Origin of the sequence: Pseudomonas sp. PAMC 29040, from assembly GCF_003994535.1 — a bacterium.
In the GTDB taxonomy this organism is placed as follows: domain Bacteria; phylum Pseudomonadota; class Gammaproteobacteria; order Pseudomonadales; family Pseudomonadaceae; genus Aquipseudomonas; species Aquipseudomonas paraversuta.
Map to the genome: position 1 here is coordinate 289447 of NZ_RZAA01000004.1, position 24255 is coordinate 313701.

The 24255-nt window shown below is 59.5% G+C and carries 20 protein-coding genes; 14 read left to right on the forward strand and 6 right to left on the reverse strand.

What is annotated here, in order from left to right; translation table 11 throughout:
* The first annotated feature begins 137 nt into the window (after positions 1-137).
* On the forward strand, positions 138-794 hold the full coding sequence (locus WG29040_RS09080) for an alpha/beta hydrolase (protein WP_003440112.1): 657 nt from the start codon (positions 138-140) through the stop codon (positions 792-794).
* Between the two features lie 84 nt (positions 795-878).
* The gene (rhlB, locus tag WG29040_RS09085; RefSeq protein WP_003440111.1) at positions 879-2369 is read left to right on the forward strand and encodes an ATP-dependent RNA helicase RhlB; all 1491 of its coding nucleotides are present in this window, start codon (positions 879-881) and stop codon (positions 2367-2369) included.
* A 71-nt stretch (positions 2370-2440) separates the two neighbouring features.
* Here rhlB and moaE read toward each other — a convergent pair whose 3' ends face one another.
* From moaE to moaC, 3 genes are read right to left on the reverse strand one after another with little or no spacing between them, the layout of a single operon-like run.
* Positions 2441-2893: a molybdopterin synthase catalytic subunit MoaE gene (gene moaE / locus WG29040_RS09090; protein ID WP_003440110.1), complete on the reverse strand. Its 453-nt coding sequence runs from the start codon at positions 2891-2893 to the stop codon at positions 2441-2443.
* A 2-nt stretch (positions 2894-2895) separates the two neighbouring features.
* A complete protein-coding gene (locus WG29040_RS09095; RefSeq protein WP_127196036.1) occupies positions 2896-3141 on the reverse strand; it encodes a MoaD/ThiS family protein in 246 nt (81 codons plus the stop codon).
* Complete coding sequence (gene moaC, locus WG29040_RS09100) at positions 3138-3611, reverse strand: cyclic pyranopterin monophosphate synthase MoaC (protein ID WP_010655998.1); 474 nt, start codon at positions 3609-3611, stop codon at positions 3138-3140. The genes WG29040_RS09095 and moaC overlap by 4 nt, the downstream gene beginning before the upstream one ends.
* 147 nt (positions 3612-3758) lie before the next feature.
* Between moaC and WG29040_RS09105 the strand changes: the two genes are divergently transcribed.
* Positions 3759-4205, forward strand: coding sequence for a DMT family transporter (locus WG29040_RS09105; RefSeq protein ID WP_010655999.1), 447 nt, complete (start codon positions 3759-3761; stop codon positions 4203-4205).
* A 318-nt stretch (positions 4206-4523) separates the two neighbouring features.
* Here WG29040_RS09105 and WG29040_RS09110 read toward each other — a convergent pair whose 3' ends face one another.
* The 3 genes from WG29040_RS09110 to WG29040_RS09120 all read right to left on the reverse strand — a co-directional run bounded on the left by WG29040_RS09110 (position 4524) and on the right by WG29040_RS09120 (position 8451).
* Complete coding sequence (locus WG29040_RS09110; RefSeq protein WP_003440101.1) at positions 4524-5423, reverse strand: LysR family transcriptional regulator; 900 nt, start codon at positions 5421-5423, stop codon at positions 4524-4526.
* A gap of 182 nt (positions 5424-5605) precedes the next feature.
* Positions 5606-7000 carry a PhoH family protein gene (locus WG29040_RS09115; protein ID WP_003440099.1) on the reverse strand — a complete coding sequence of 465 codons (1395 nt, stop codon included), beginning with the start codon at positions 6998-7000 and terminating at the stop codon, positions 5606-5608.
* A gap of 329 nt (positions 7001-7329) precedes the next feature.
* Entirely contained in the window at positions 7330-8451 is a 1122-nt protein-coding gene (locus tag WG29040_RS09120; protein ID WP_127196037.1) for a polysaccharide deacetylase family protein, read from the reverse strand.
* Positions 8452-8661: 210 nt separating this feature from the next.
* On the opposite strand from WG29040_RS09120, the gene yaaA reads away from it, so the two are divergent.
* The 11 genes from yaaA (at position 8662) to WG29040_RS09180 (ending at position 24224) form a co-directional block, all read left to right on the forward strand.
* A complete protein-coding gene (yaaA, locus tag WG29040_RS09125; RefSeq protein WP_003440096.1) occupies positions 8662-9441 on the forward strand; it encodes a peroxide stress protein YaaA in 780 nt (259 codons plus the stop codon).
* Positions 9442-10074: 633 nt separating this feature from the next.
* A complete protein-coding gene (locus tag WG29040_RS09130) occupies positions 10075-11391 on the forward strand; it encodes a nucleotide sugar dehydrogenase (RefSeq protein ID WP_127196038.1) in 1317 nt (438 codons plus the stop codon).
* A gap of 75 nt (positions 11392-11466) precedes the next feature.
* A complete protein-coding gene (gene alg8, locus WG29040_RS09135) occupies positions 11467-12948 on the forward strand; it encodes a mannuronan synthase (RefSeq protein WP_127196039.1) in 1482 nt (493 codons plus the stop codon).
* 35 nt (positions 12949-12983) lie between these two features.
* Positions 12984-14153: an alginate biosynthesis protein Alg44 gene (locus WG29040_RS09145; protein ID WP_127196040.1), complete on the forward strand. Its 1170-nt coding sequence runs from the start codon at positions 12984-12986 to the stop codon at positions 14151-14153.
* 2 nt (positions 14154-14155) lie between these two features.
* Positions 14156-15637, forward strand: a complete 1482-nt coding sequence (gene algK / locus WG29040_RS09150; protein WP_127196041.1) for an alginate biosynthesis TPR repeat lipoprotein AlgK — start codon at positions 14156-14158, stop codon at positions 15635-15637.
* Positions 15634-17109 carry an alginate export family protein gene (locus WG29040_RS09155; protein ID WP_010656006.1) on the forward strand — a complete coding sequence of 492 codons (1476 nt, stop codon included), beginning with the start codon at positions 15634-15636 and terminating at the stop codon, positions 17107-17109. The genes algK and WG29040_RS09155 overlap by 4 nt, the downstream gene beginning before the upstream one ends.
* Positions 17110-17135: 26 nt before the next feature.
* Entirely contained in the window at positions 17136-18707 is a 1572-nt protein-coding gene (gene algG / locus WG29040_RS09160; RefSeq protein ID WP_003440075.1) for a mannuronan 5-epimerase AlgG, read from the forward strand.
* Positions 18708-18718: 11 nt separating this feature from the next.
* Positions 18719-20152: an alginate O-acetyltransferase gene (locus tag WG29040_RS09165; RefSeq protein WP_127196042.1), complete on the forward strand. Its 1434-nt coding sequence runs from the start codon at positions 18719-18721 to the stop codon at positions 20150-20152.
* 8 nt (positions 20153-20160) lie between these two features.
* Complete coding sequence (locus tag WG29040_RS09170; RefSeq protein ID WP_127196043.1) at positions 20161-21282, forward strand: mannuronate-specific alginate lyase; 1122 nt, start codon at positions 20161-20163, stop codon at positions 21280-21282.
* 200 nt (positions 21283-21482) lie between these two features.
* A complete protein-coding gene (locus WG29040_RS09175) occupies positions 21483-23033 on the forward strand; it encodes an MBOAT family protein (protein WP_003440066.1) in 1551 nt (516 codons plus the stop codon).
* Between the two features lie 12 nt (positions 23034-23045).
* The gene (locus tag WG29040_RS09180; protein ID WP_010656010.1) at positions 23046-24224 is read left to right on the forward strand and encodes an alginate O-acetyltransferase; all 1179 of its coding nucleotides are present in this window, start codon (positions 23046-23048) and stop codon (positions 24222-24224) included.
* Positions 24225-24255: the final 31 nt, after the last annotated feature.

A 24255-nucleotide genomic window follows, 5' to 3' on the forward strand; every position in this document is an offset into this window, starting at 1 on the left:
CACTCTGAAGCCTTGAACATTTCAGGTCGCATTTGCTGATAAAACGTTCAAGCAGGCGACATCTTCTGTAATTTCCTGACGAACACGCACCTTTGCCGCGCACCCAAGCCGCGCGCACGCACAACGATGGAGCAGCCATGACCGAACCCCTGTTTATCCAGCCCCAAAAGCCTGCAGATGCCTGTGTTATCTGGCTCCACGGCCTGGGCGCCGACCGTTATGACTTCATGCCGGTGGCCGAGATGCTGCAAGAGAAGTTATTGACCACCCGCTTTGTTTTGCCCCAGGCCCCCACCCGCGCGGTGACGATCAATGGCGGTTATGCCATGCCCAGCTGGTACGACATCAAGGCCATGAGCCCGGCGCGTTCCATCAGCGAAGAAGAGCTGGAAGAGTCCGCGGCAACCGTCCTCAGCTTGATCGAAGATCAGAAAAGGGCCGGAATAGACGCCAGCCGGATTTTCCTCGCCGGATTTTCCCAGGGCGGCGCCGTGGTCTATCACACCGCCTATGTGAGATATGAAGGTGCACTGGGTGGCGTACTTGCCCTCTCCACCTATGCCCCGACCTTCACTGACGTGCTGCCGTTATCCGCCAGTCAGCAACGGATCCCGGCCCTGTGCCTGCATGGCCAGTACGACGAAGTGGTGCAAAACGCCATGGGCCGCACGGCCTATGAGCGATTGAAGGCTGCGGGTGTGGCCGTAACATGGCAGGAATACCCAATGGGTCATGAAGTGTTACCCAAAGAGATCAGCGACATCGGTGCCTGGCTGGCCAAACATCTGGGCTAAAACCGAAACATCCTGTCGTTCACTACGCCGAGCACGCGACTTGCATTACACTGCCCGGCGTACACTCCTTAACCAACTGATGAGATGACCGTGCTCAAAGCACTCAAAAAAATATTCGGTAAAAGCGAGGCTGAGCCACTCGCATCAGCTTCAGTGACACCTTCGAGCACCACCAGCCCGCGCACCGACGCGCAACAGCCTGGCCGCTCTGCCCCTGCTCAAGCCTCGGTGGACACTCCCGACGTACAGCCCGCTCCTGAACCGGTTCAGATCGAACAACCCAAAGTTGCAAAACCACGGCGTGAAGCGGCCCCCAAGCCGCCGGTCACTCCCTGGAAACTCGAAGACTTCGTGGTCGAGCCACAAGAAGGCAAAGTCCGTTTTCACGACTTCAAGCTCGCCCCGGAGCTGATGCACGCCATTCAAGACCTGGGTTTTCCGTACTGCACCCCGATTCAGGCTGGCGTACTGGGCTATACCCTCAGCGGCCGTGACGCCATCGGTCGCGCCCAGACCGGTACCGGCAAAACTGCCGCGTTCCTGATTTCGATCATCAGCCAGCTGACCCAGACCCCGCCGCCCAAAGAACGCTACATGGGCGAGCCGCGCGCACTGATCATTGCGCCGACCCGCGAGCTGGTGGTGCAAATCGCCAAAGACGCAGCCGACCTGACCAAGTACACCGACCTCAATGTCATGACATTCGTCGGCGGCATGGACTTCGACAAGCAGCTGAAACAGCTCGAAGCCCGCCATTGCGACATTCTGGTAGCCACCCCGGGCCGTCTGCTGGACTTCAACCAGCGCGGCGAAGTGCATCTGGACATGGTCGAAGTCATGGTGCTCGACGAAGCCGACCGCATGCTTGATATGGGTTTTATCCCGCAAGTCCGCCAGATCATTCGCCAGACCCCACCGAAAGCCGAGCGCCAGACGCTGCTGTTCTCTGCGACCTTTACCGAGGACGTGATGAACCTGGCCAAGCAATGGACCACCGACCCGGCCATTGTCGAAATCGAAGCGCTCAACGTCGCCAGCGACATGGTGGAGCAACACGTTTACGCGGTTGCCGGGGCAGACAAGTACAAGTTGCTGTTCAACCTGGTGAACGACAACGGTTGGGAGCGGGTCATCGTCTTCGCCAACCGCAAGGATGAAGTGCGCCGCATCGAAGAACGCCTGGTGCGTGACGGCATCAACGCCGCGCAACTGTCGGGTGACGTGCCGCAGCACAAACGCATCAAGACCCTCGAAGGTTTCCGCGAAGGCAAGATCCGCGTACTGGTGGCCACCGATGTGGCAGGACGCGGGATTCACATCGACGGTATCAGTCACGTAATCAACTTCACCCTGCCCGAAGTGCCGGACGACTACGTGCACCGCATTGGCCGTACTGGCCGGGCGGGCGCCAGCGGCGTCTCGATCAGTTTTGCCGGTGAAGACGACTCCTATCAGTTGCCGTCGATCGAAGCCTTGCTGGGCAAAAAAATCAGCTGCGAAACACCGCCGACTGAATTGCTGCGACCTGTAGTACGGGCCGTGCGCAAGCCCCATGATCCGACTGTAACGGCCTGATCATCTCCCTCTGGGGCGAGCTGGCTCGCGAGCTTTTAACGGCTCGTGAGCAAGCTCGCTCCCAAGGGGTATTATTTCTTCCAGCGGTCCGCTGCTTCCTCATCGCTCACGCGACCTTCGACCCAACGCGGTCCATCGCCGGTCTGTTCTTTCTTCCAGAACGGTGCCCGGGTTTTCAGGTAGTCCATGACAAAGGCGCAGGCATCGAATGCGGCCTGACGATGGGCGCTGGCAACACCGACAAAGACTATCGGCTCCCCCGGTTCAAGCGCGCCAACCCGGTGCAGCACTTCAAGCCTGAGTAGCGGCCAGCGTTGTTCGGCCTCCAGGACGATCTTGTCCAGGGCTTTTTCGGTCATACCCGGATAGTGCTCCAGAAACATCCCCGCCACATCGCGCCCGTCGTTGAAGTCGCGCACATAGCCGACAAAACTCACCACCGCGCCCACCCCCAGGTTGGCCGCGTGCAGCGCATTGACCTGCGCCCCCGGATCAAAGGCTGCCGCTTGCACCCGAACCGTCATCTTCAGCCTCCTGTCACGGGCGGGAAAAACGCCACTTCGTCGCCGTCCGCCAAGGGCTCGTCAGGCTTGCACAGCTCTTCATTGCGCGCGCACATCAGGTTGGGCTCGGCCAATACTTGCCAGGCTCCGCCCCGCTGCACCAGGTGCCCGCGTAACTGCTCAATGGAGGTGAACGAACCTTCGACAGCTTCGCCATCCAGCCCCAGGGCTTCGCGGTAACGGGCAAAGAACATCACCTTTAGTTTCATGAGGCATCAGCCTGAAAGTGCCCGCTCTTGCCACCGAGCTTTTCAAGCACGCGTACGCTTTCGATGCTCATGCCGCGGTCGACAGCCTTGCACATGTCATAAATAGTCAGGGCCGCGACGCTGGCGGCGGTCAGGGCCTCCATCTCGACGCCGGTCTGCCCCGACAGTTTGCAGCGCGCCACGATCAGTACTGCATCGCTGCCCTGGGCACTGAGTTCAACCTTGACGCTGGTGAGCATCAGCGGATGGCACAACGGGATCAAATCCGAGGTTTTTTTCGCGGCCTGGATTCCGGCGATCCGCGCCACGGCAAAAACATCGCCCTTGGGGTGACCGCCGCTGACGATCATTGCCAGGGTTTCAGGGCGCATGCGCACCACCGCTTGTGCCGTCGCTTCACGGGATGTCACGGCTTTATCGGTGACATCGACCATGTTCGCGCGGCCTTGGGAATCCAGATGAGTCAGCACAGGGGAGTACTCCAGAGGGGAGCCGCGATTGTAAACCCGGGGCCCGGCTCAAGGCCATCGACCCCGCGAATACCGCGCATCAGAACATCGAATTGGCCACCTGCGCGTCTTGGCCGTACAACGGTTGAAACTTTGGAGACCGTACTCATGCCACTATTTATTGCCATTGCCCTGAGCCTGCTGGCGGGCGTTGCGGTGCCCTTGCAGGCCGCCAGCAATGCCCGGCTGGGGATGACGCTGGGACATCCATTCTGGGCCACCGTCATTTCATTGCTGGTCAGCAGTGTCGCCATTGCGCTGGTGATGCTTATCGTCAAAGTCCCGCGCCCCCACCTTGGCGCCTTGCTGAGCGGCCCCTGGTGGATCTGGCTCGGCGGCCTGGCCGGCGTGTTCTACATCACCGTCGCGCTGATCAGCGTACCGCGCCTGGGTGCACTCAATTTCATCATGGCAGTGGTGCTGGGCCAGTTGATTATTTCCCTGGTGATTGATTACTTCGGCTTGCTCGGACTGCCAAAGAACACTCCGGGCCTGCAGAAAATACTCGGGGTGAGCGTAGTGCTGGCGGGGTTTGTCATCGCCTCACGGGGCTGACGGAATGATTCAACTGTCTCAACTGCCTTAGCCACCAAAACTGCTCCAAATGCCAACACTGCCCCAAATGCCAAAACTGCCAAAACTACCCCAACTGCCAAAACTGCCAAAACTGCCAAAACTGCCAAAACTGTAGGAGCGAGCTTGCTCGCGAGCTCTTCAAGATCAAAAGCTCGCGAGCAAGCTCGCTCCTACAGATCGAAAGATCGAAAGATCGAAAGATCGAAAGATCGAAAGATCGAAAGATCGGGAGATCGGGAGATCGGGAGATCGGGAGAACAGGAGAACAGGAGATCGAAAGATCGGGAGATCAGAGGATCAGGCACTCACCTGCCTGACCAGTTCGCGCAACCAGCGATGGGCCGGGTCCTGGTTAAAACGGTTATGCCAGGCCTGCACATAGTTGAACGGGGCAACCGTCAGCGGCGGCGCCATTGCCACCAGGGTGTCGCCAAACGGCACGTTGGTCAGGGTGCGGGTGGCCACGGTGAGGATCAGGTCGGTATCGGCAATCATCCCGGGGGCCGTGCCCCAATGAGGCACGTTGACCGCCACCCGACGTTTTAAACCCCGGGCCCGCAGGACGTTATCGACCTCTCCCCGGGTGTTGCCGTCCATCGACACCAGCAGGTGCGGGCGCGCCAGGTAGCTGTCCAGATCAAGCACACCATTTTCAGGCAGAGAACGGCGGTCGAGCAGGCAGGTAAAGGTTTCTTCAAACAGCACCTCAGTGCAGATATCCGCCCCCGGAGCGGGAAACACACCGATGGCCAGGTCGATCCTGCCCTGCCCCACTTGCTCAAGCATGCCAAGGCGGCTGTCCTGGATTACCACCAGCGAGGTGCCCGGCGCCTGCGCCCTGAGTTGCACCAGCAATTTTGGCAGCACGATCGCGGCCCCGTAATCGGACATGGCTATGCGCAAGGTACGTTGCGAGTCTGCCGGCACAAAGTCGATGGACTGGCCGAGCAAGGTTTCAATCTGCCCCAGGATCTCCTTGAGTGGCGCCTGAAGGTTTTGCGCCAACGCACTGAGCACCACCTCGTTGCCCTGGCGAATCAGCAACGGATCATCGAGCAACACCCTGAGTTTATTCAGCGAGTGGCTGATGGCGGGCTGACTCAAATGCAAACGGACTCCGGTACGCGTCACATGTTTTTCAGTCAGCAGCGCATCGAGCACCACCAACAAATTCAAATCGATATTACGCAATAACACCCGACTCTCCTGTCTTGGCCAACTCCTGGGAGCGCTGCATGCCTGAACCCGAACAACACACTGCAACAGCGCGTAAGCCGAGCAAGCTTACCTCAGGCTACTGAAGCAGGAGCGAGCTTGCTCGCGAGCTGTTTAAAAGCTCGCGAGCAAACTCGCTCCTGCAGGTTTATTGCCGGGTTAACTCAGAGGTGAGATTCGGCGTACTCGGCCAGAATCGAACGCGGTACCCCTTGCAGGGCGATGTGCACACCGTTGGGGAAGTCCTTGAAACGCTCCGTCAGGTAGGTCAGCCCCGAACTGGTGGCCGACAGGTAAGGCGTATCGATCTGTGCCAGGTTGCCCAGGCACACCACTTTCGAACCTGCGCCCGCACGGGTGATGATGGTTTTCATCTGGTGCGGTGTCAGGTTCTGGCACTCGTCAATCAGGATCAGGCTTTGCTGGAAGCTGCGGCCACGGATGTAGTTCAGGGATTTGAACTGCAATGGCACCTTGCTCAGGATGTAATCAACGCTGCCATGGGTGTTTTCGTCCTCCATATGCAAGGCTTCAAGGTTATCGGTGATGGCCCCCAGCCAGGGTTCCATTTTCTCGGCTTCGGTGCCCGGCAAGAAGCCGATTTCCTGATCCAGCCCTTGCACGCTGCGGGTACAGATAATGCGCCGGTAGCGCTTGCTGACCATGGTTTGTTCGATGGCGGCGGCCAGCGCCAGAATGGTTTTCCCCGAACCCGCCGCACCCGACAGGTTGACCAGATGAATGTCCGGATCAAGCAAGGCAAACAGCGCCAGCGCCTGATAGATATCCCGCGGTTTGAGCCCCCACGCTTCCTGATGCAGCAGCGGCTCCTGATGCAGGTCGAGAATCAGCAGGTGGTCCTTGCGGATCTCTTTGATCCAGCCGACAAAACCCTGTTCATCAATGATGAACTCGTTGATATGCACGGCCGGCAGGTTGTCGATCAACTGCACCTGATGCCAGGTACGGCCATGGCCCTGACGGGTTTCGACTTTGCTGACCCGGTCCCAGAACGAGCCCGTCATGGTGTGATAGCCACGGGGCAGCAGCGCCACGTCGTCAACCAGCTGGTCAGTGCTGTAGTCCTCGGAGGCGATCCCGCACGCCCGGGCCTTGAGGCGCATGTTGATGTCTTTGGTCACCAGCACCACACGCCGCGCAGGGTCACGGGTATGCAGATCGATCAGCTGGTTGATGATGATGTTGTCGTTGAGGTTTTCAGGCAGCAGCGCGTTGGGCTCCCGGCGCTTGTTCATCAGAATCGATAAAAAGCCTTTGGGACCGCTTTTGCCCCGCAGAATAGGTACGCCCAACTCGACGTCTTCGGGAGAAGACGCGCCCAGTGTCTGATCAATCAGACGTATCGCCTGGCGACACTCCGCAGCCACCAGTAATTTGCCGGTTTTGAGTTTGTCGAGCTCTTCGAGCACCGTCATCGGGATGGTGACGTGGTGTTCCTCGAAGTTAAGCAATGCGTTTGGATCATGAATCAGAACATTGGTATCGAGCACATAAAGGATTGGCTGGTTGGAAGAAGGAGTGCGTCCGTGATCATCCATACTCGGTCACCTTTGTGGGAGCCATTCGACGCAATACCTCAACAGTGCTGCGCCTCGAAGTGACTGCCGAACTCATCTGATGCGTTCAGATGAATACCCTTCCCGATGGGTCCTGGAAGACGCCACCTGTGGTGCAGGTTTCGGCGGTCTGTCTTCGTAATACTCCTAAACGTGTGACAAAAAAAAGGATTTTTAACGAATAAGGAATTTATTTTTCAGACTGACGAATAGCCTTGGCGGATGCCCGAAGCGCAGCTAGAGTCAGAGGTCTATATGTAATCTTTTGTTACCCCGGCCCCGCAGGAACGAGCTGTTTGAAAAGCTCGCTCCTACATAGCCTTCGCGCAATCCTCCCAGCCAAGCCCGCTCTGCGCCGTCGCCTTCAATAGCCAGGGCACTGCACTGCGCACCTTGTCCTGGGTATCGTGAAAGACAATAACCCCATGGCGCCACAGCAGCATCAGGCTCAACACCCGTTGCGCCGACTGTTCGGCGGTCAGGCTGGCAGCCAGGTCCCGGGAATCAATGTCCCATAGCGCCACTTTCAAGCCTTGTGCCCCAAAGAACCCGGTGCTGTCCGCCCGACGCTGCCCATAAGGCGGACGAAACAGGGGAACGTAGTTCTGCGGCACCACTTGCCTGACCAACGCCACACTGCGCAAGATCGAACCCTGCCAGTCTTGCCAATGGCTATGGGAACGATACTCCCAGCCCTGCACGCCCACGCATTGCCCCTTGTACAGCGCTTGCACTGCCGCTTCCGAGCTTTTATCGAGTCGCCCTTGCAGACCGTTGCCCAAGACAAAGAAAGTGGCACTGATGGACTGCTTGCGCAGATAGTCGGTCAACCAGTCCGTGTTGCCCGGCAACTGTGTCGGACCGCTGTCAAAGGTCAGCATGAACAGCCGGTCATTCATCTCGTCGCCGTTGAATTCCTGATCGCCAAACAGACCGATTTCGCTGCTGATTTGCGGGAACAGTGCCGCCAGGCGCAATTGCTCATCCAGATAGCGCCGGTGAAACTCGCGACTCGGCCCGGCCCAGGCGGCATAAAACGAATCATCGGCGACTTCGAACTTGCCGGCCTGCTCACGCAAACTGGCCATGTCGTCGACGTAATAACAAAACGATGCGTCCTGGTCGCAGCTTTGCTGGGCAAAATCATAATTGGCCAGCAGCCGCAGCCACATCCTGCGCCGAACGCTATCAATCTCGTCGATGTTGATGATTTTCAGATTCAGGCGCTGCTTCAGGGCGTCGTCATCAAGTGCCTCGCTGGTCAGCAATTCACGGGCGAAGGTCAGGATTTCGGCACGCGAGGCCACATCGAACAAAGCCGGGCTGAGCAATTGTTCGGGCCAGGTGCTGCGGTCCAGCGTCGCGGGTTCATTGGTTGCGGCGACAGCCCCCGAACCCAGCAGCCAGGCGCAGAAAAAAAGAGCAATGCGCACGGATCAGTTCCCCTTTAAATAACTGCCAGCACTATAACCGCACCGTAGTCCCTGACGAGGCACGAGGTTGCGAAAGGATTTGCTGAGGCTGCTTCGGCCCTTGTTGCAACCTCGTACCTTGTCAGCGACGAGGGCTTTCTATCACCACCATAGGTGGAGTCAAAACCCGCCAGCGCCTAGAATCGCCCGACGCTAAAAGGAGACGACCCCATGCTGATGGTGATTTCACCCGCCAAAACCCTCGATTACCAGACGCCGCCGGCCACTGCGCGGTTCACTCTGCCGCAATACCTGGACCACTCCCAGGAGTTGATCGAGCAATTGCGCGAGCTGAGCCCGCAACAGATTGGCGAACTGATGCATCTATCCGACAAGCTGTCGGGCCTCAACGCCGCCCGTTTCGGTAGCTGGACACCGGCCTTCACCCCGGAAAACGCCAAGCAGGCGCTGCTGGCCTTCAAGGGCGACGTGTACACCGGCCTCAACGCCGTGGACTTCAGTGAAGCCGACTTTGACTACGCCCAGACTCATCTGCGCATGCTCTCGGGCCTGTACGGCCTGCTGCGCCCACTGGACCTGATGATGCCGTACCGCCTGGAAATGGGCACCAAGCTGGCCAATGCCCGGGGCAAGGATCTTTACGCGTTCTGGGGCACGCGCATCAGTGAATGGCTGAACGAGGCTCTGGCCGAACAGGGCGATGACGTGCTGCTCAACCTGGCGTCCAACGAATACTTCTCGGCGGTCAAAAAACCGGCCCTGAACGCGCGCATCATCAACACCGAATTCAAGGACCTGAAAAACGGTCAGCACAAAATCATCAGCTTCTATGCGAAAAAAGCCCGGGGCATGATGAGCCGCTTTGTGATCAAGGAGCGGATCAATAACCCGGAACTGCTCAAGCAGTTCGATGAGCAGGGCTATCGCTACAGTGCCGAGCAGTCAAAACCTGACCTGCTGGTCTTCTTGCGTGATCACGCCCCCGAGTAACCCCCGCCCTTATGACGCAGCTCTGCCCCACAGAGCATGCGTCGCGCTGTAAAAATCCTGTCTCTGTGCTCCATGAACTTAAATTCACTCGACAACGGTGAATTTTTTTCGTAATGGCACCCTGTTTTTTGTCCGGTAATGGCACTTAACTATTAGCCACAACTAACCACCCGTAATTAAAGGGCCAAACCTCAAGTGCCATCAATATGAGACCAGTGCCATCTTTTTCGTGAATGTTCATATTCCGAGAAAACGCGATCAACGGATTGGAACTATGTCCATAAGCGCCGCTCAGAGAACCCGTAACATTTATTACAAGGATTGTAGGATATGACTTACAACCAAGGCTCCAACTTCGAAGGTATATACGACTGAAGTAAGCATGATAAAGATGAGCGTCAACCCTCATCACGAGCGGCATTAAATCGTTTAAAAACCAACGATTTACAGACGATCATCGACAATACACGGCTGCCCCCTTCACCCGGCACGCCTTGCAGTAAATCATCAGTTGACTGCCATTCGCACAACTTAAAAAAGTTTGAACATTAACAATGCCGATTCCTGGCGTTGCGGACTTTATTCGCCGTAATTCCTGGCTCGCCCACACTTTAGATGACAGAGGTATACGCGATGCGCATTAGCATATTTGGTTTGGGTTACGTCGGTGCCGTGTGCGCCGGTTGCCTCTCTGCACGTGGCCACGAAGTTATCGGAGTGGATATTTCCCAGGATAAAATCGACCTGATCAACCTCGGCAAGTCGCCCATCGTTGAACCCGGCCTGGGCGAACTGCTGGCCCGGGGCATCCGGACCGGCCGCCTGCGCGGTACTACCCATTTTGCCTCGGCGATTCGTGAAAGCGATCTGTCGATGATTTGCGTCGGCACGCCCAGCAAGAAAAACGGCGACCTGGAACTCAACTACATCGAAGCGGTGTGCCGTGAAATCGGCGCGGTGCTGCGTGACAAAACCTCGCGCCATACCATCGTGGTACGCAGCACCGTATTGCCGGGCACCGTGAAAAATGTCGTGATCCCGATCCTTGAGCAATGCTCGGGCAAAAAAGCCGGTATCGACTTCGGGGTCGCAGTAAACCCTGAGTTCCTGCGTGAAAGCACCGCCATCGCCGACTACGACCAGCCACCAATGACCGTGATCGGCGAACTCGACACCGCCTCCGGGGATGTGCTGCAGGCACTGTACGAAGAACTCGACGCGCCGATTATCCGCAAGGACATCGAAGTGGCCGAGATGATCAAGTACACCTGCAACGTGTGGCACGCCACCAAAGTGACCTTCGCCAACGAAATCGGCAACATCGCCAAAGCAGTCGGCGTGGATGGCCGCGAAGTGATGGACGTGGTGTGCCAGGACAAAACCCTCAACCTCTCGCAGTACTACATGCGCCCCGGCTTTGCCTTCGGCGGCTCGTGCCTGCCCAAGGATGTCCGTGCACTGACCTTCCGTGCCGGCTCCCTGGACGTTGCAGCACCGTTGCTCAACTCACTGATGCGCAGCAACGAATCACAAGTACAGAACGCCTTCGACATCGTCGCCAGCCACGACAAACGCAAAGTCGCCCTGCTCGGTCTGAGCTTCAAGGCCGGTACCGATGACCTGCGTGAAAGCCCGCTGGTTGAACTGGCCGAAATGCTGATCGGCAAGGGGTTCGAGTTGAGCATCTACGACACCAACGTCGAATACGCCCGTGTTCATGGTTCGAACAAAGACTACATCGAATCGAAAATCCCCCACGTCTCGTCCCTGCTCAACTCGGATTTTGACGCAGTGATCAACAACAGCGACCTGATCATCCTGGGTAACCGCGACGAAAAATTCCGCGCCCTGGCGCAAAACGCCCCCCACGGCAAACAAGTGATCGACCTGGTGGGCTTCATGTCCCGGGCCACCAGCGTAACCGGCCGCACTGAAGGCATCTGCTGGTAACAAACCGATATCCCCCCGCAGGAGCGAGCTCGCTCGCTCCTGCGGGGCCGCGCAGAACCCAAACGGATACTGATCATGCCCAGGCTTAAAAACGGCCTTCTCCAGGCCGCCGGTTGGCTGTTTTACCTGACACTGTTGATGGGTCTCGCCCTGGCGCTGCCGACATCGATCTTCGACGCCGAGTCGAAAAACTTTATTTTCCTGATTGGCGCCGTGGGTATCTGGCGCTACTCAATGGGTGCCACGCACTTCCTGCGCGGCATGCTGTTTTTATATGTGGTGTACCCGCACCTGCGGCGCAAAGTGCGCAAGCTGAGCACGTCTGCCGACCCCTCCCACGTGTTCCTGATGGTCACCAGTTTTCGCATCGACGCCCTGACCACCGCCCAGGTGTACAGCTCGGTGATTCGTGAAGCGATCAACTGCGGCCTGCCCACCACCATCGTCTGCTCGCTGGTCGAGATGTCCGATGAGTTGCTGGTCAAAAGCATGTGGCAACGCCTCAACCCGCCAGCCCGGGTCAAACTGGACTTCGTACGCATCGCCGGCACCGGCAAGCGCGATGGCCTGGCCTTTGGTTTTCGCGCCATCTCCCGTCATCTGCCGGATGACCGCGCAGTGGTTGCAGTGATTGACGGCGACACCGTGCTCGCCCCCGGCGTAGTACGCAAAACCGTGCCCTGGTTTCAGCTGTTCGGCAATGTCGGCGGCCTCACCACCAACGAATTCTGTGAAGTGCGCGGCGGCTACATCATGAGCGAATGGCACAAGCTGCGCTTCGCCCAGCGCCATATCAACATGTGCTCCATGGCCCTGTCCAAACGCGTACTGACCATGACCGGGCGCATGTCGGTATTCCGCGCCAATGTAGTCACCGACCCGGCCTTTATCGCCGATGTGGAAAGCGACTCGCTGCAGCACTGGCGCCTGGGCCGCTTCAAGTTTTTGACCGGCGATGACAAGTCCAGCTGGTTCAGCCTGATGCGCCTGGGTTACGACACCTTCTACGTGCCGGACGCCGCCATCTACACCGTGGAACACCCGCCGGAAAAAAGCTTTATCAAGGCCAGCCGCAAACTGATGTTTCGCTGGTACGGCAACAACCTGCGCCAGAACGCCCGGGCCCTGGGCCTGGGGGTCAAACGCCTGGGCCTGTTCACCAGCCTGGTGCTGTTCGACCAGCGGGTATCGATGTGGACCTCTTTGCTGGGCCTGACCGCAGCGCTGATCGCCACGGCCCGATACGGCATCAGCTTTCTCATCGCCTACCTGCTGTGGATCGGTTTCACCCGCCTGATTCTGACCCTGTTACTCGCCTGCTCCGGGCACCGGATCGGCCCGGCCTACCCGCTGATTCTTTATTACAACCAGATCGTTGGCGCCCTGGTGAAGATCTACGTGTTCTTCCGCCTCGACCAGCAATCCTGGACCCGTCAGGACACCAAATTGACCCGTGATCTGGCCAGCTTTCAACGTTGGTTCAACACCTGGTCGTCCCGGACCATGACCTTCTCCGCCGGCAGCATCTTTGTCGCCGTGCTGTTGCTGATGGTCTGAACCGCTTCGATCGAATTAACCAGGAACAAGACCTTATGAACACTCAAGTAAACGCCAACGTTGTCCACGAATCTGAAGCCCAGCGTCAGCATGCGCGGGTCAAAATCCCGGCCAGGCTGCACTTTTCCGGCGCCGATCGTACGCCGATGGAGGTCAAGCTGATTGACCTCTCGGCCGGGGGCCTGAGCTTCAACGCCGCCAACCAGACCTTCAAGGCCGGCGACCTGATCAAGGGGCGCTTACAGTTTGTGATCGACAACCTGGGCCTGACGATGGACGTCGACCTGCTGGTGCGCAACGCAGACCGCCAGACCGGTCGCGTCGGCTGCCAGTTCCAGAACCTCGACCTGCAAGACATTGCCACCTTGCGCCACCTCATCACCTCGCACCTGAGCGGCGACATCGTGACCATGGGCGAAGTCCTGGCCACCCTGCAACGCGACAACTTCACCAAGGCGCGCAAGGTCAAGGACGGTGGCAGCGGCATGAGCCCATTCGGGCGGTTCAAAGCCGTCACCTTCAGCGCCGGGATTTTTGTCGTCGGCCTGCTGGCCTTCGGCTTCGTGGCCAAATCGGTCTACGGCCTGTACTTCGTGACCCAAGCCCAGTCGGCACTGGTCAGCGTGCAGGGCCTGAACATCACCATGCCCCGCGACGGCACCGTGCAAAGCCTGATCAAGGATGACCAGCTGGCGGCCAACGGCGCGCCCCTGGCCACCTTCAGCACCAGCATGCTCGATGTGCTCAAGGGCCATCTGGACGAAAACCAGCTGCAACCCGAAAACATCGAAACCCTGTTCGGCAAGCAAATGACCGGCACTCTGACCTCGCCTTGTGACTGCGTGGTTGCCGAGCAACTGGTCGCCAACGGCCAGTACGCCAGCAAGGGCGACGTGATTTTCAAACTGGTACCGCGCAACAGTGAAGCCGACGTGGCAGCACGCTTCAGCTATCGCCAGTTTGGCAACGTACTGCCCGGCACCCGGGTCAACTTCCAGGTGGCCGGTGAAGACGCCGTGCGCAGCGGCAAGATCATCAGCAGCACCAGCCTGGACAGCGACAACCTGTCCTCGGACATCCGCGTGCAAATCAAGCCGGACGCCCCGCTCGACAGCGCCCTCACCGGCCGCCCGGTTGAGGTCAGCAGCGACCGGGGGCCGTCGCTGAACTGGCTGATCGACAAAGCCATGGCCGCGGGTCTTTAACCATGACAAACCCTACCCCCAATCAGCTGTGGGAGCTGGCTTGCCAGCGATTGCATCCCCCCGGTGTTGCAGGCCAACCCCATGGACCGTATCGCTGGCAAGCCAGCTCCCACAAGATTACCGCGCTATGTCTGCTGGCCATCGCCCTGGCCGGCTGTTCCGGCCTGCCCGATCAACGCCTGGCCAATGAAGCGCTCAAGCGCGGCGATATCGCCACCGCGCAACAGAACTACCAAGTGCTGGCAGACCTGGGCTACACCGAGGCCCAGGTAGGCCTGGCCGATATCTGGATGCAAAGCCGCGACGCCGGGCAATTGAAAAAAGCCGAAGCCACCTACCGGGCAGCGGCGAAAACTTCGCCCCGGGCCAAGGCGCGTCTGGGTCGCTTGCTGGCAGCCAAGCCAGGCGCCAGCGAAGCCGAACTGCACGAAGCGCAAACCTTGCTCAAGCAAGCCTTTGCCAGCGGCGACGCCAGCAGCCTCACGCCTTTGGCCATGCTGTATTTGCAGCACCCGCAGAGCTTCCCCGAGGTCAACCCGCAACAACAAATCAGCCAGTGGCTCGCGGCCGGCTATCCCCAGGCGGGCCTGGCACAAATTGCCCTCTATCGCATCCAGGACACCTACGACCAGCATCTGGATCAAGTCGAATCCATCTGCAAGCAGGCGCTGGCCAGCAATGACAGCTGCTACGTCGAGCTGGCCACGGTTTATCAGAAACAAGGCAAAACCGAGCAACAGGCACACCTGCTCAAGCAACTGCAAAACGCTTACAGCCGTGGCACGGCATCAGCCCAGCGGGTCGACGGGGTCGCCCGGGTGCTGACCGCCTTTGGCACTCCCGACCCGGACACGGCCAAGTCGTTGCTGGAGAACATCGCACCGGTTTACCCGGCGTCCTGGGTCAGCCTCGCGCAACTGCTCTACGACTTCCCGGAACAAGGCGATGTCGCGCAATTGCAGGAGTACCTGGACAACGGCCGGGCCGCAGACCAGCCGCGAGCCGAACTGTTGCTGGGCAAGCTGTACTACGACGGCAAGTGGCTGACCCCGGACGCGGCAAAAGCCGAGGCGCATTTCCTGCAGGCAGTGGATAAAGAAGTGGCCGCCGATTACTACCTGGGGCAGATCTACCGCCGGGGCTACCTGGGCCAGGTCTACCCGCAAAAAGCCCTCGATCATTTGCTCAAGGCCGCCCGCAACGGCCAGAACAGCGCCGACTTCGCCATCGCCCAGCTGTTCTCCCAGGGCAAGGGCACCCGCCCCAACCTACTCAATGCCTATGTATTCAGCCAGTTGGCCTTAGTCCAGGACACCCCGCAGGGCAACGAACTGGCCGCGCAACTCGACGAGCAGTTACCCGTAGAGCAGCGCGCACAAGCCCGGCGCCTGCTGCAAAAAGAACAAGCGCTGCGTGCCAGCCTGAGCCAGAACGCCCTGGCCGTGCAGTCGCTGGAACAAGAAAACGGCGAGGAAGCCCTATGACCCTGAATCCCTTTGTGAAAGCCGGCATTGGTCTGTCTTTCGCCCTGCTGTGGTCGTGTCCGACCCTGGCCGCCCTGACCGACGAGCAGAATTTCGGGCTGGACCTGAAAGTCACCGCCCAGTCCGAAGACGACCGCGACCTGGGCACCCGCGAGGGAGGCGACGTCAACGGCGTGGGTCTGGACCTGCGCCCCTGGGTATATGGCGAGCGCGGTAACTGGAGCGCCTACGCCATGGGCCAGGCCGTGACCTCCAGCGACATTATTGAAACCGATACCCTGCAGCAGTCCGATCAAGAGCAATCGAGCAGCGGCAATGACGCGCGCCAACCGGACAAAAGCTATCTGGCTTTGCGCGAATTCTGGATCGGCTACAAAGGCTTCACCGCTTACCCCGGCGAGCAGCTCAAACTCGGACGCCAGCGCCTGCACAACGATGACGGCATGTGGCGCGATACCAATATCGAAGCCCTGAACTGGACCTTCGACACCACCCTGCTCAAGGCCAACCTCGGTGCTGCCCAGCGCTTCAGCGAGTACCGCACCGACCTCAGCGAACTGGCCCCGGACGATCAGGACCGGTTGCACCTGTACGGCGACATTTCGGCGCAATGGCAGCCCGGCCAATGGGTCGGCGTCCGCGCCCACCACAGCCACGACGACGGCAAGCTCAAACACGAAGGCGCAGAAGTCGACGCCCTGGATAAAACCCGTAACGGCGACCTGACCTGGCTCGGTATCGAGGCCAACAGCGACGCCTACAACTACCGCAACAGCAACACCGTCAATTACTGGGCCAGCGTCACCGGCATGACCGGCAAGCGCGACACCCTGGCCACCTCGACGGTCGACGGACGCACCCTCGCCGGCGCCAAAACCAGTGACGACGTCGACGGCTGGGCCACCGACCTGGGGGTACGTTTGCGCCTGGATCCGAACTGGCAAGTGGGCGCTGCCTACTCCCGGGCCAGCGCCGACTACCAGCAGACCGGGCTTGAGAGCAACCGCTCCAGCTTCACCGGCACCCGCTCGCGGGTCCACCGTTTCGGCGAAGCCTTCCGTGGCGAGATGCAGAACATCCAGAGCGCCAGCCTGTTCACCTCGTGGCAGTTGCGCGAGGACTACGACGCCAGCCTGGTCTATCACAAGTTCTGGCGCGTCGACGCCAGCAAACCGGTGGGCAGCAACGGTATCAATGCCGTAGAAAACAGCGAAGACCCCACCAGCGGCCTGCTCTCCAGCACCTCGCTGCCGCTGGTCGACGGCAAAAACGACCTCGGTCAGGAAATGGATCTGGTGGTCACCAAGTACTTCAAACAAGGCCTGCTGCCGGCCGCCCTCAGCCAGTCCATCGATGAACCTTCGGCGCTGGTGCGCTTTCGCGGCGGTGTATTCAAGCCCGGCGATGCCTACGGCAAAAGCGTCGACTCATACATGCACCGCGCGTTTGTCGACGTGATCTGGCGCTTCTGATGACCACGCCAACGGGAGTGCGAGAGATGAACCATCCTGCCAATAAAGGCGCAATCAGCCTGCTGGCCGGCGCCCTGCTGCTGGCAAGTTCAGTCGCCTTTGGCAATGTCGAGCCACTGCGCCCGGGCCTGGCCAAAGAGCTGCAACAGGCCAGGACCTATACCGTGCGTACTGCCCCCAGTGCGCCGCTGGAAATAGCCAAACCGGCACTGCCCGACATCAGCGGCTACACCGCCGAAGCAGTTGCGGCCAAGATAGTGCGCAGCACCGCCGGCAAGGTCAGCGTGCGCCGCATGATGCAGGAAAACGCCCTCAAGGATTTCATCGGCGGCGACAACAAGATGGCCGAATGGGTGGTGCGCCAGGGCGGTATCCCCCAGGCAATTTTCATCGACGACGGCTATGTAAACCTCAAGGATCTGGCCCGCCGCCTGCCGAAAAAATACTTCAGCGAAACCGCACCGGGGGTGTACCTGGCACGCTTGCCGATCGTGGTCGGGCACAAGGGCATTCTGGACATCGACAGCAGCACCAGGGAGCTGCGCCTGTCCGAAGAAGCCGGTGCGTTCATGGTCAACGACGGCCAGCTGTTCGTACGCGACACCAAGGTTACCGGCTGGCGCGAAAAGGCCAACGGCCCGGCGACCTTCCGTGATGCCAAAGAGTTTCGCCCGTTCCTGCTGGCCTGGGGTGGCACCGAGACTTATATCGTCAACAGCACAATGGCCAGCTTCGGCTACGCCAACAGCAAGTCGTACGGGGTGAGTATTTCTCAGTACACACCCAACATGGCCAAGGTGGTCAAGCGCGATGAGCCCACCGGCTGGATCCTGGGCTCCGAATTCTCGGACATGTGGTACGGCTTCTACTGCTATGAAACCCGCGACTTTGTAGTCAAGGGCAACACCTACCGCGACAACATCGTCTACGGCATCGACCCCCATGACCGTTCCCGCGGGCTGATCATCGCCGACAACGATGTATTCGGGACCCAGCGCAAGCACGGGATCATCATTTCCCGCGAGGTGAACGACAGCTTCATCTTCAACAACCGCAGCCATGACAACAAGTTGTCGGGCCTGGTGATCGACCGCAACAGTTCCAACAACCTGATTGCCGACAACCAGATTTTCCAGAACCACACCGACGGCATCACCCTGTACGAGAGCGGCGACAACCTGCTGTGGGGCAACAAGGTGATCAACAACCGTCGCCACGGAATCCGGGTGCGCAACAGCGTGAATATCCGGCTGTACGAAAACATCGCCCTGGCCAACGGCCTGACCGGCATCTACGGCCACATCAAGGATTTGACCGATACCGATCGCGATATCGACCTCGACCCGTTCGACACCCAGGTGTCACTGATCCTGGTGGGCGGCGAACTGGCCGGTAACGGCAGCGGCCCGCTGAGTATCGACTCGCCCCTGAGCATCGAGCTGTATCGGGTATCGATGCTGGCCCCGAGCAAATCCAGCGGCATCAGCTTCAACGGCATTCTGGGTGAGCGTCAGAGCGAGATTCTCGACCTGCTGGTGCGCCAGCAAAAAGCCGTGCTGATCGACCCCGTTGAACGCCAGACCGAAATGCGCGACTGAGGATGACTGTTATGCCCCCCAAAATGATCAAATTTCTAAGCTTGTCGGGCCTGACCGCCGCCATCCTCGCTGTCAGTGCCGGCGTGCAGGCAGATGAGATTCAAGCCCCGGCGTTCAACGCAGAACCCTGCTGCAACCTGTGCCCCCAAGCCCACGATGCGAAAAACTACACCACCCGCTACCAGCAAAACTTCACCACCCTGGTGCAGGCTGAAGGCGACTGGCTGTTCCGCACCCAGGAAGACCTGCGCACCGAATTCGATACCACCCCTGCCGGCTACCGACGCATGCAGCAACTGCACGATGCGTTCAAAAGCAAAGGTGTGGAACTGGTGGTGGTGTATCAACCGACCCGCGGGCTGGTCAACCGCAACAAACTGATGCCTGCCGAGCGTGACCGCTACGACTACGACAAGGCCCTGAAAAACTACCAGGCCATGCTCGGGCGCTTCGCCAAAATGGGCTACCACGTGCCTGACCTGTCGCCTTTGACCAACGAAAGACAGGCCCACGATTTCTACTTCCGCGGCGACCAGCACTGGACACCCTACGGCGCCGAACGCACCGCCAGAATCGTTGCCGACACGGTGAAAAAAATCCCCGCTTTCGCCGATATTCCCCGGCGCGAATTCGAAACCAGAATCTCCGGGCGCATGGGCAAGACCGGCACCCTGCACAACATGGCCGGCCAGTTATGCGGCACCAGCTATGCCGTGCAGTACATGGACCAGTTCAGCACCGCGCCCAGGGGCGAAGCCGCTGACGGCGACCTGTTCGGTGATTCGGGCAACCCGCAGATCACCCTGGTGGGTACCAGCCACAGCGGTAAGAACTACAACTTCTCGGGCTTTCTGGAGCAGTACATCGGTGCCGACGTGCTCAACGTCGCCTTCCCCGGTGGCGGCCTTGAAGGCTCGATGCTGCAGTACCTGGGCAGCGAAGAATTCCAGAAAACCCCGCCCAAGGTGCTGATCTGGGAGTTCTCGCCGCTGTATCGCCTCGATCAGGAGGTCACCTACCGGCAAATGCTGGCCCTGCTCGACAACGGTTGCCAAGGCAAGCCCGCGCTCCTGAGCAACAGCACCACGCTCAAGCCCGGCGCGAACCAGATGCTGGTCAATAGCCGCAACCTGGACCTGCGCAACGCCAATCACCAAATCGACATCCACTTCGCCGATCCGTCGGTGAAAACCTTGCAAGCCACCCTCTGGTACATGAACGGACGCCACGAGAATCTGAAAATCGACAAGCCGACCACTTCCGACACCGACGGGCATTTCGCCTTCGAGCTGCGCACTGACGAAGACTGGGCCAGCCAGAACTTGCTGGCCATTGAAATCGAGGGCCCGCAAGCCGGGGCCGAGCCGCAGAAAGTCGAGGCCCGACTCTGCAAACGCAACGTATTCCCCTCCCCTGCGCATCCCGACGCGCAGGCCGGACGATGAGGTATCTGATGCCAACTGCACCGATCACACTACGTTCATTACTGACCCCCGCCCTTCTCGGGCTGGCGATGTTTGCCAGCACCGCCAACGCCGCCGGAGCACTGCGCCCGCCCCAGGGTTATTACGCCCCGGTGGAAGCCTTTAAAACCGGCGATTTCAAAAACGACTGCGGGACCATGCCGCAGCCGTATACCGGCAAGCTGGAATTTCGCAGCAAATACGAAGGCTCGGACAAGGCCCGCTCGACACTTAATGTCGACTCGGAAAAAGCCTTCCGCGACGCCACCTCCGGCATCACCACCCTGGAACGCAGTACCAGTAAAAAGGTGATGCAGTTCATGCGTGACGGTCGCCCGCAACAGCTTGAATGCACGCTGAACTGGCTCACTGCCTGGGCCGAGGCCGATGCGCTGATGAGCAAAGACTTCAATCACACCGGCAAGTCGATGCGCAAATGGGCGCTGGGCAGCATGGCCTCGTCTTATATCCGCCTGAAATTCTCCAGTTCGCAGCCCCTGGCCCGGCATCCACAGCAGGCGCAGGTGATCGAGGCCTGGTTCAGCAAAATGGCGGATCAGGTGGTCAGCGACTGGGACAACCTGCCGCTGGAAAAAACCAATAACCACTCGTACTGGTCGGCCTGGTCAGTGATGGCCACCGCCATCGCCACCAATCGTCGCGACCTGTTCGACTGGTCGGTGAAAGAGTTCAGGGTCGGCGCCAGTCAAGTCGACGCCCAGGGCTTTTTGCCCAACGAACTCAAGCGCCAGCAACGCGCCCTGGCCTATCACAACTACGCCCTGCCGCCCCTGTCGATGATCGCCAGCTTTGCCCTGGTCAATGGCGTGGACCTGCGCAACGAAAACAACGGGGCCCTGAAACGCTTGGGCGAGCGCGTGCTCAGCGGGGTCAAGAACCCGGATGAGTTCGAACAAAAGAACGACAAGAAGCAGGACATGACCGACTTGAAAGTCGACGCCAAATTCGCCTGGCTCGAACCGTTCTGCACCCTCTACACCTGCACCCCGCAGGTGATTGAAATGAAACGCGGCATGCAACCGTTCAAGACCTTTCGCCTGGGTGGTGACTTGACCAGGGTCTACGACCCGGCCCACGAAAAAGGCAAATAGCCCACCACCCTGACCCTTCTGTAGGAGCGAGCTTGCTCGCGAGCTCTTCGAGATCAAAAGATCAAAAGATCAAAAGATCGCGAGCAAGCGCGCTCCTGCAGACGGGAAGAAGGGATTGCATCGATTTACCCCCCCGAGTTTTTCATGGGGGGTTTGGGGGGGCCTGGCCCTTTACTGTTGGTCAACACGGAGAAGTCAGGATGGTTTTTTCATCCAATGTGTTCCTGTTTATGTTCTTGCCAGTATTTCTGGCGCTGTATTACTTGAGCGGGCAACGCTATCGCAATCTGTTGCTGCTGCTCGCCAGCTATGGGTTCTACGCCTGGTGGCGGGTGGATTTCCTGGCACTGTTTATCGCCGTCACCCTCTGGAACTACTGGATCGGCCTCAAAGTCGGGGCCGCCGGGGTGCGCACCAAACCTGCCCAGCGCTGGCTGTTGCTCGGGGTAGTGGTCGACCTGGCGATTCTGGGCTACTTCAAGTACGCCAACTTTGGCGTCGACAGCATCAACGCCATGATGAGTTCGGTCGGCCTCGACCCGTTTATCCTGACCAACGTACTGCTGCCCATAGGGATCTCGTTCTACATCTTCGAGTCCATCAGCTACATCATCGACGTGTACCGCGGTGACACCCCCGCTACCCGCAACCTCATCGACTTTGCCGCCTTTGTGGCGATCTTCCCGCACCTGATTGCCGGTCCCGTGCTGCGCTTTCGCGACCTGGCCGACCAGTTCAACAACCGCACCCACACCCTGGATAAATTCAGCGAGGGCGCCACGCGGTTCATGCAGGGCTTTATCAAGAAGGTGTTCATCGCCGACACCCTGGCAGTGGTCGCCGATCACTGTTTTGCCCTGCAGGACCCGACCACCGGTGATGCCTGGCTCGGCGCGCTGGCGTACACCGCGCAACTGTATTTCGACTTCTCCGGTTACAGCGACATGGCGATCGGCCTGGGCTTGATGATGGGTTTCCGTTTTATGGAAAACTTCAAGCAGCCCTACATCAGCCAGTCGATCACCGAGTTCTGGCGCCGCTGGCACATCAGCCTGTCCACCTGGCTGCGTGATTACCTGTACATCACCCTGGGCGGCAATCGCAAAGGCACGCTGACCACCTACCGCAACCTGTTCCTGACCATGCTGCTCGGCGGTTTGTGGCACGGCGCCAACATCACCTACATCCTGTGGGGGGCCTGGCACGGGCTGTGGCTGGCGCTGGAAAAAGCCCTGGGCCTGAACACCAATCCCCGGGCCCTGAACCCGATCCGCTGGGTACTGACCTTCTTCATCGTGGTGCTGGGCTGGGTGATTTTCCGCTCCGAAAACCTGCACGTCGCCGCTCGCATGTATGGCGCCATGTTCAGCTTCGGCCAGTGGTCACTGTCGGAACTCAACAGCGCCAACCTCACCGGCCTGCAGGTTGCCACCCTGATCGTTGCCTACCTGACCCTGGCCTTTTTCGGCCTGCGCGACCTGTACAACACGCCAAAAACAGCCGGTAAAACAGACGCCGACGGCCCTGCCACCGCGCAACCGGGCCTGATCAAGGCCGTCCCCGGCGATGTGCCGGGCAGCCTGCACCTGCCCGGTTATACCCAGGGCACCGAGGCCACTGTGCAACCGCCGTACTGGGTCGCTGACTGGCCGCGCTACGCCATGCGCAGCCTGATCGTGCTGCTGTTCATCGCCTCGATTCTCAAACTTTCGGCGCAAAGCTTTTCGCCGTTCCTCTACTTCCAGTTCTAAGGGGAGCCGACCATGAACCGGACTTTACGCATCCTCTACGTCACCTTCTTCTGCGGCCTGCTGGTGGGCCTGGGGCTGCTGGCCACGCGCAGCTTCATCGGTTTCAACACCACCGACAAAGACACCGTACTCAACGGTCGCTGGAGCAAAGCCGTCGAAACCCGTTACGACGATGAATTCCCGATCAAGCGTCTGGGCACCAACCTCTGGGCAGCACTGGATTTCACCCTGTTCAACGAAGGTCGCCCCGGCGTGGTGCTGGGCCGCGATCAATGGCTGTACAGCGACGAGGAGTTCAAGCCGTGGCCCGATGCCGAGCAGCACGTGGCAGACAACTATGCCCTGGTTGAGGGCGTGCGCCGGACCCTCGAGGAACGCGGGATCAAACTGGTAATGGCCGTGGTGCCGACCAAGGTGCGCCTGTATCCCGAACATATGGGTGAGCAGCGCCCGGCCGCCATTTATGCCGATCTGTACCGTGACTTCCATGCCCGCCTGGCCGCCAGCAAGGTGCTGGCGCCAGACCTGCTGGGCCCGCTGCAACAGGCCAAGCAGGCCGGGGCCCAGGTGTTCTTGCGTACCGACACGCACTGGACGCCGGACGGCGCACTGATTGCGGCCCAACAACTGGGGGCTTCGATTGCCGAGCAATTCCCCCTCAGCGGCAGCCCGCAACAGTTTGTGACCCAGGCGCAAAAAGTTGTGCAACACAACGGCGACCTGGAGCGGTTCCTGCCACTGGACCCGTTGTTCAGCAACCTGCTGCCGCCGTCCGAACCCCTGGAAAAACGCAGCACCCGCCCCGCCGAATCGGCTGCTGACAGCGAAGATTCATTGTTCACCGACAGCGAAGTGCCGGTGACGCTGGTGGGTACCAGCTACAGCGCCAACCCCAACTGGAACTTTGTCGGCGCCCTGAAACAGGCGCTGCGCAGTGATGTGATCAATGACTCCACAGACGGCCACGGGCCGATCCTGCCGATGCTTGCTTACCTGCAGAGCGATGGGTTCAAAAACAGCCCGCCCCAGGTGCTGATCTGGGAATTCCCCGAGCGTTACCTGCCGGTGGACAACGAGATTGGCGACGCCGACCCGCAGTGGGTCGCGAGTCTGAAACAGGCCACCGGCCGCCAACCGCAAGTCGCACAGAACACTGCTGAATCCGAGACGCCCGACCGGGCGCAAAACTGAAAGAGAGGTACTACTGATGTCATTCAAAGCC